Annotated in this window: 9 protein-coding genes; 4 read left to right on the forward strand and 5 right to left on the reverse strand. The window is 43.2% G+C overall.

Annotation, left to right across the window (positions count from 1 at the left end):
• Nucleotides 1–11: 11 nt before the first annotated feature.
• The 5 genes from RM368_RS33800 to RM368_RS33820 all read right to left on the reverse strand — a co-directional run bounded on the left by RM368_RS33800 (nucleotide 12) and on the right by RM368_RS33820 (nucleotide 3,134).
• Nucleotides 12–899, reverse strand: coding sequence for a hypothetical protein (locus RM368_RS33800; protein WP_322698102.1), 888 nt, complete (start codon nucleotides 897–899; stop codon nucleotides 12–14).
• A gap of 40 nt (nucleotides 900–939) precedes the next feature.
• The gene (locus RM368_RS33805; protein WP_322698103.1) at nucleotides 940–1,398 is read right to left on the reverse strand and encodes a DUF1392 domain-containing protein; all 459 of its coding nucleotides are present in this window, start codon (nucleotides 1,396–1,398) and stop codon (nucleotides 940–942) included.
• 33 nt (nucleotides 1,399–1,431) lie between these two features.
• The gene (locus RM368_RS33810) at nucleotides 1,432–1,632 is read right to left on the reverse strand and encodes a hypothetical protein (RefSeq protein ID WP_322698104.1); all 201 of its coding nucleotides are present in this window, start codon (nucleotides 1,630–1,632) and stop codon (nucleotides 1,432–1,434) included.
• Complete coding sequence (locus RM368_RS33815; RefSeq protein ID WP_322698105.1) at nucleotides 1,625–1,951, reverse strand: hypothetical protein; 327 nt, start codon at nucleotides 1,949–1,951, stop codon at nucleotides 1,625–1,627. The genes RM368_RS33810 and RM368_RS33815 overlap by 8 nt, the downstream gene beginning before the upstream one ends.
• A 373-nt stretch (nucleotides 1,952–2,324) precedes the next feature.
• Nucleotides 2,325–3,134, reverse strand: a complete 810-nt coding sequence (locus tag RM368_RS33820; RefSeq protein WP_322698106.1) for a hypothetical protein — start codon at nucleotides 3,132–3,134, stop codon at nucleotides 2,325–2,327.
• A 21-nt stretch (nucleotides 3,135–3,155) separates the two neighbouring features.
• Here RM368_RS33820 and RM368_RS33825 point away from each other — a divergent pair, with 21 nt between their 5' ends.
• From RM368_RS33825 to RM368_RS33840, 4 genes are all read left to right on the forward strand, one after another.
• A complete protein-coding gene (locus RM368_RS33825) occupies nucleotides 3,156–3,434 on the forward strand; it encodes a hypothetical protein (protein WP_322698107.1) in 279 nt (92 codons plus the stop codon).
• Nucleotides 3,409–3,759 (forward strand): helix-turn-helix transcriptional regulator, encoded by a 351-nt coding sequence (locus RM368_RS33830; RefSeq protein ID WP_322698108.1) that lies wholly within the window; start codon nucleotides 3,409–3,411, stop codon nucleotides 3,757–3,759. The genes RM368_RS33825 and RM368_RS33830 overlap by 26 nt, the downstream gene beginning before the upstream one ends.
• Before the next feature lie 44 nt (nucleotides 3,760–3,803).
• On the forward strand, nucleotides 3,804–4,739 hold the full coding sequence (locus tag RM368_RS33835) for a hypothetical protein (protein ID WP_322698109.1): 936 nt from the start codon (nucleotides 3,804–3,806) through the stop codon (nucleotides 4,737–4,739).
• 82 nt (nucleotides 4,740–4,821) lie between these two features.
• Complete coding sequence (locus tag RM368_RS33840; RefSeq protein WP_322698110.1) at nucleotides 4,822–5,784, forward strand: GTPase; 963 nt, start codon at nucleotides 4,822–4,824, stop codon at nucleotides 5,782–5,784.
• Nucleotides 5,785–6,340 lie beyond the last annotated feature (556 nt).

Below are 6,340 nucleotides of genomic sequence, written 5' to 3' on the forward strand. Positions count from 1 at the left end.
ACCAATGACCATCAAGCAGTAACTACAGCTTTCTTGCTAGCGAAAGCTCCCGCCTGCCTTAGCGCTGCTCCAGGACTGGGGTGAGCGAAGAACTCTTCTATAGCTTTAGTCAACCCAGCCGCGACAGCTGGATCGTGGCAAGCGTAGACATAAATGGGCTGCTGCACACCGTTAACCAATCGCGTTTCTTGGCGTGAGCCTAACTGTGGGTAAAACGTGCGAACCCATGTCCCAAGATGACCACGGTAGTGAGTGCCGCTCAGGGGGACTTTCTTTCCAAGTTCGCTCTCTGCAAAATTTACAACCCCCAACCAGCGTTCTTCTGAAGGGGTTAGCAATTTCCTATTATGTTCAGCCAGAAGATTCCCGGCATAGTCTTTGAATTGCTGTTCGGTGTACGGGTTGAGTCTGCCACCAGTTAACTCAGCTAAAGTCTTCATTGCCAGGACAAGAGTATGCAATCGCTGTTCAACTGGGGGGAGGGCTGGTGTAGCGGGTTGTTCTTGTGGTTTATTCGTGGGTTTTGTCCAACCCATGATGTCTTGCATCCAGGCGCGAACACCAATCCGGTTAAAAGCTTTGCATACAAGTCTGGCTTGCTGTTTGCAGTACCGCCCAGCATCAAAAGCGTAATATTCAATAACGGCAGCAACACCCATATCAGGTATTCCCTCATTCCAGGTTTCCAGTGCCGCCGGGCTAAAGCCTTGTTCTATAAGGCTTTGGGCTAATGCAGAGGGTTGCAGTGCCGCACTTAGTAACGCACGACGAAGCGAAGAATCTTGTACATCTGCCAGCCTTGCAGTTGCCCGAATACTGGCTTTACCTTGTCCATTAGAGTCAACAGTAATCTCTTGCTTTATCTGTTCAATAATTTGAGCTACTTCGATTTGTGACATAACTTTAGTTGGGTGATAATTTGCTGTTGATTAGAGAGAATTAGGCATTTACGCGCACCAAATTTTTTTCACCAACCAACGAAAAGCGATTAAGTATTGTCGGTGTTTTAATTAATGCTGGAGATACCAATTCGACAAGGTAAAACCAAAACTTATCCACAAGTACAACCCCTAGAATTAGTCGTTGTTTTGTGTCATCTCCATAAGAAGACAGGATTACTTTCTGCCCCAAAGTGAAAGCAGGTTTTGGCACGCTGAGGGTTTGTAATTGCCCAGTCCCAATGATCTGATATTCTGTAGCGTGGAAGATTTCATCACCACAGATGACTGTATAAAGCCAGCATTCATGTTTCCATTGCACACCAGAGCAATAGCCGAATGTTCTGGTAGTTTTTAGGTAAACTCTTTCTAATAAATTGACCTCAACTGTTGGAATTGTTTTGCCCCAAGGTGGGGAGATATACCAACTTGTTTTCAGAGCGTTAACGTAATCAATCATGTTTCTCTCGTTAATTTCAATAAGGTCAACAACCTAAAGATCCTCGGCAATCTCCAACAAAAAGCCGCGTCCAGTGTTTTGTACTTGCACTAGTTCTTTATCCAGTAGTGTTTGAATAACCTTGGCAGAGAATTGGAGTTGCAAACGATGTAATGGAACACAACCGCCGCAAAGTCGAATTGAACGCAGCAAATGATTAGCCCTACGGTCAAAGCTGTCTGTAGAATTAGCCATTGTTTGTACCCTCAGTTAATACGGTTAACTGTCGGTTGAGGATATTTATTTGCTGTTGATAAAACTCAATCTCTGCGGTAATTTCTGAGAATAATTCTTCTGCTGTGAGCGGTTGGATTTGATCCTCTTGCAAGTACGATGTTTCGTTAGAGTTTTTATTAGGCATCAGTACATAGCGCCAACCATCATCAAATTGTTCAGCCAACTCTGTACCCAAAGGATAGTAATAAAGTCCCAGGATGATGCCCTGTTGTGTACGCTGTTCTAAGCTAAAGCGAGGGTAGGGCCAGTGTTGAGGGATCGAGATTGTGGGTTGCATAGATGAATAGGTGAATGAAGGGAAAATGAGAGAAGAATTCAGGAGTCAGAATTCAGAAGTCAGAATTTCGGGAAGAGGTGGGAAAAAGAGGAGAAAGGAAGGCAGATTTTATTAACTTCTGCACCCTACTCTTTGTTTTTTTACTGACTCCTGACCAAACAATTCGCAGTTCGCAGTTCGCAATTCGCAATTGAAAATGCGAATTATGAACTAATTGATTAATTGGCTAAAAGTGGGTATAAGCCCCCACCACACCGTAGGTTGGTGGTCAACAAGAGAGTGGGAAGTGCAAGCCCCCACTAAATTGTCTTAATTGCGAATTGCGAATTGCGAATTGCAAATTGGAGTTGACTCCTGGATTCTGACTTCTTAATTACGCTGTGACTAACTCTGTTCTCTCCAGCAGCCGTTGCAATTTATCGCCAGTTAGCTGTTCTAACGGCTGATCTAAAAAATATTCCTCAAAAATGGATTTGCCATCAGTAGACACGTCCACCATTGACAATGAGCGCACAGCATCAAGCACCGAGTTAGAATACTGCTGCTGGACTGAATAACGCCTCTTCACCCACCAGTTCCCGTCAGTGCATCCGACTTGCCCCAGTTTCACGCCCTTGTTGTTGTAAATGCCATCATCGAGAATTTCAAACCCGTAATTCTGACACTCGTTGAAGATATGCGCCATGATTAGGTTTTCGGTCGTGGGGGGTGTTTCTACTTGGGTGGGTTCATTTAGTGTGCTGTCTTGGTGATGCCATTGGATGAAGCGGTGGCATCTTCCATAAGTGTTAGCGCGGAATTTCTCTTTGCCCTGTACCAAGACTACCCAAGGCTGTGTTAGGTCATCGTCGTGGCTGATGGTGGCAATTAGATGATTGCCTGAATATATTTCGTGATCGTAAAAGGATATTTCTCTTGTTGTCAGTGGTTCGGGTGCAACAGCTTGGGCTTGGTTTGCGATGTAATCGTTGAGTTCGGCTTGGGCTGTGGTTTGTTCATCGGGGGCAGCAGGAGTGAGTTTCTGAATCTTGCTGGCTTGGTAATTAGCGATTGCACTTCTCCATTCGTCCTTGCAGCGTTTGTCTGTAACTTCGATTGTGCAGCCGATCTCGCTGTAGATGCGCTTGAGTTGGGCTATGGATTTTAGTTGAAGGTGTTGATGTGTGTAAGTTTGATATGTCATTATATTGATTACGCCATCTGTATGGTGGATATTTTGCAAAAAGCGATCGCTTCCAATTTGCAAGAGAGGTGCGATCGCTTTTTGCTATCTATAAATATAGCGACCTCGCTATATATTTGTCAAGCTTGCATATTAATTCTTATGGCTGCTATATTTGAAGGAATCGCTTTCAGTAAGCTATCTAGCTATAAAAGCATTAGTGGAGGAAACTATGAGAGTAAGGAAAACAAAAAAAGACTCTCAAAAGATGATTCGTTGGCGGCTAAGAATATTAATGGCAGAGAAGAAAATCAGCAATAAAGAACTTGCTGAACTTTCGGGTATCCACCCAACTTCCATTTCAAAACTGAAAAACGCTGATGAAATTGAACAGATCAGTGGGAGAGTTTTAAACAGCTTATGTAATGGTTTAACAAAGGCGTATCAAGCCGCAGGTGAGAACCGAATAATTACACCTGGGGATTTGTTTGACTACACTTTTGATCATGAAGGCGATCCCACGACAGAGGATATTCAATCAAAAGCGTTACAAAAAGCCGAAAATGAGCAACTATCTAATACTGGTAAACCAGCTAAACCTAATACTCAGGTATTATGGTTAACGCCTAATAAGGAGGCATCATAGGTATTTTTGTTCCTGAGCATACTTAAGCTAAAAGAGGTGGATAAATGGAAACCCCACCCCGTAACCCCAAGAAAGCCACCTCTCCTGCATCCACCAGCAATCCAGAATCACCCAACTCAGACATCGCCTCTTCAGAAGATCCAGCTTCAGCAATCATTGACGTTCCTGCTGTTGAAGTTCCTGAATTAACCGAGGATGAACAACGCGATCGGTTGCACTTGGAACGGAAGGTAGAACGGGCTTTTTTTGAGGCAGGTAAGGCTTTGGCAGAATTACGCGATCGTAGGTTATACAGATCCACTCACCGCACATTTGAGGAATATTGCCGCGATCGCTTTGGGCATAGTCGGCAACAATCAAATTATTTGATCGCCGCAGCTGGTGTTTACGAAAATTTGACAACCATTGGTTGTCAAAATGTGGCAGATGAGAATTTGACAATCAATGGATCACAAATTCTGCCGACTAACGAACGTCAAGTCAGACCGATGACAAAGCTTGAACCCCACGAGCAGCAAGAAGTGTGGGTAAAAGCGGTGGAGCAGGCAGGGGGTAAAGTGCCACCAGCTAGAATCGTTAAAAACGTAGTGCAGCAAATAATGGAACGCACCCAAGTACCGAACACCTACCAAATCGGTGAAGTCTGCCAAATCCTTGCAAAAGATAATCCAGAACTGAGAGGCAAAGGTGGCTGTTGGGCAATTGTCAGCGCAGTGAATGACTTTAGTTGCACTGTGAGAGTCTGGGATGGAGAGTACACCATTGGCTTGCAACATCTGAAGTCCTTCAACTACCTGCCTGCCGAGTGTCAGCAGGTTCGGGAGATTAGCGATCGCATCAGTCGAGTGTATTCCAGTGTATTGGAGGAGTCGGTGCAGAAGTTTTTGGAGATGCTGGGGAAGTTGAGCAGACCTTATCTGACTGCACTGGAAGAGAAAGTGTTGAGTCTTCTGGAGTTGGAAATTAAAAATGAAGGTTAAAGATTTAAGCAGATTCACTGTTATTTTCTTATTTAGGCAAGCTACATAATAGATGTGACTATAGTTACAGAGGCTTGCTTAGATGTTTAATCCAGCAGCTAACAGTTCTGAAGAGAAAGAGTTTTGGGAAAATGCTAGTACTCAATTTGAAGAAAAAGTTCAAGATTTTTCTAAGACTTTAAACATAGCTGTTATTGGAAAAGTTAGTTCTGGCAAAAGCTCACTGATTAATGCTTTACTCAAAAGGAGCCGCAAAAAAGCCATAGCACAAGTAGGTGCTGAGGCTGGTATAACAACACAATTAAAAATCCTGCGATTAGATGAGCGAGTTAGGCTGATAGACTCACCAGGGCTTGATGATGTCCGTGCTGAAAATAGCGAGATTACACGAGATTTCCTAAAACACATTGATGTAGGTATTTTAGTGGTGACTGGAGCGACAGATGCATCTCAAAAAAGGTATCTAGACGACCTGAGAGCGCACTGTGAATCTGTATTTGTGGTTTTGAACAAAATCGATGAGTGGGACAGGTTAGCTCCTTCGGCTTTAGAAAAGGTTACTAATCAATGGAAGCAGGTACTAAATATAGAAAAGATTTATCCAGTTTGTGCATTTGGTTATGATCCTGAAACTGCCTCTGGGACTCCATTAGATATTCGTGGTGTATATGGGCTTCGGGAGGATATTGAAAATTTTTTAGGTTCAAAAGGCAAGGATTTACTACTTGCCCGCCACATGGGTGAAAAGAAATCTTATGCAGTAACCATCATTGCAACTGCATTGGTTGCAGTCGCTGTTCAAGCATTCATTCCTGGTAGTGCAGCTTACATAACAGCAACACAAGCCTCTGCAATTGTTGCTTTGTCTTATTTATATACTGGTGAAATACTTTCATCAAAGGCTGCATTTAGTTTACTTCCTGCTTTTGCAAGTGAAGCAGTAACAACAACATTATTTCTATGGGCAAAATCATTTTTACCCCCAACAGGGGTTATTGATATCGCAGCAGCAGCTGTTGCTGTGAGTATTACGTTAGCAATTTGAGGGACTGTTAATTCTGTACTTGAAACTGGGGCAAAGTTAGAGGAAGAAGAAGTTCTTAAATCAAAGTTCCGAGCTTATCGCAAGCAAGCAGAGGTCGCTTTAAAAGGGTTATCCATTACAGATTTGAAAGATTTACCTTCCCTCAAAGGAGTTATTGAAAAATTTTTATGATAAATATACTTTTTAACTATATTATCTGAAGTCCTTGAGCTACTTGGCTTCGGAGGGTCAACAGGTTCAGGAGATTAGCGATGCCTGCGGCGGGCTGTTCGGTGTAGCATTAGTCAGGTGTATTCGAGTGGGCTGGAGGAGTCGGTGCAGAGGTTTTTGGAGCCATTGGGGAGGACGAGGTGGGCTTATTTAACTAATTTGGAGGAGAAATTGTTGAGTGTTTTGAAGTCTGAATCTGGGCATGAGGTCTAGCTTTCAAATTTGTAATAAGCTTGCACAAAATACAGAATTAAAACAGCAACTTGGGAACTGGATCTTCATCAATAGCACATATCCCTCTTCTGTCACTCTCCGGAATAAGCAAATAGTAAAAAAGCGAAATCAT

This window comes from Nostoc sp. DedSLP03, assembly GCF_034530815.1.
Lineage (GTDB): Bacteria > Cyanobacteriota > Cyanobacteriia > Cyanobacteriales > Nostocaceae > Nostoc.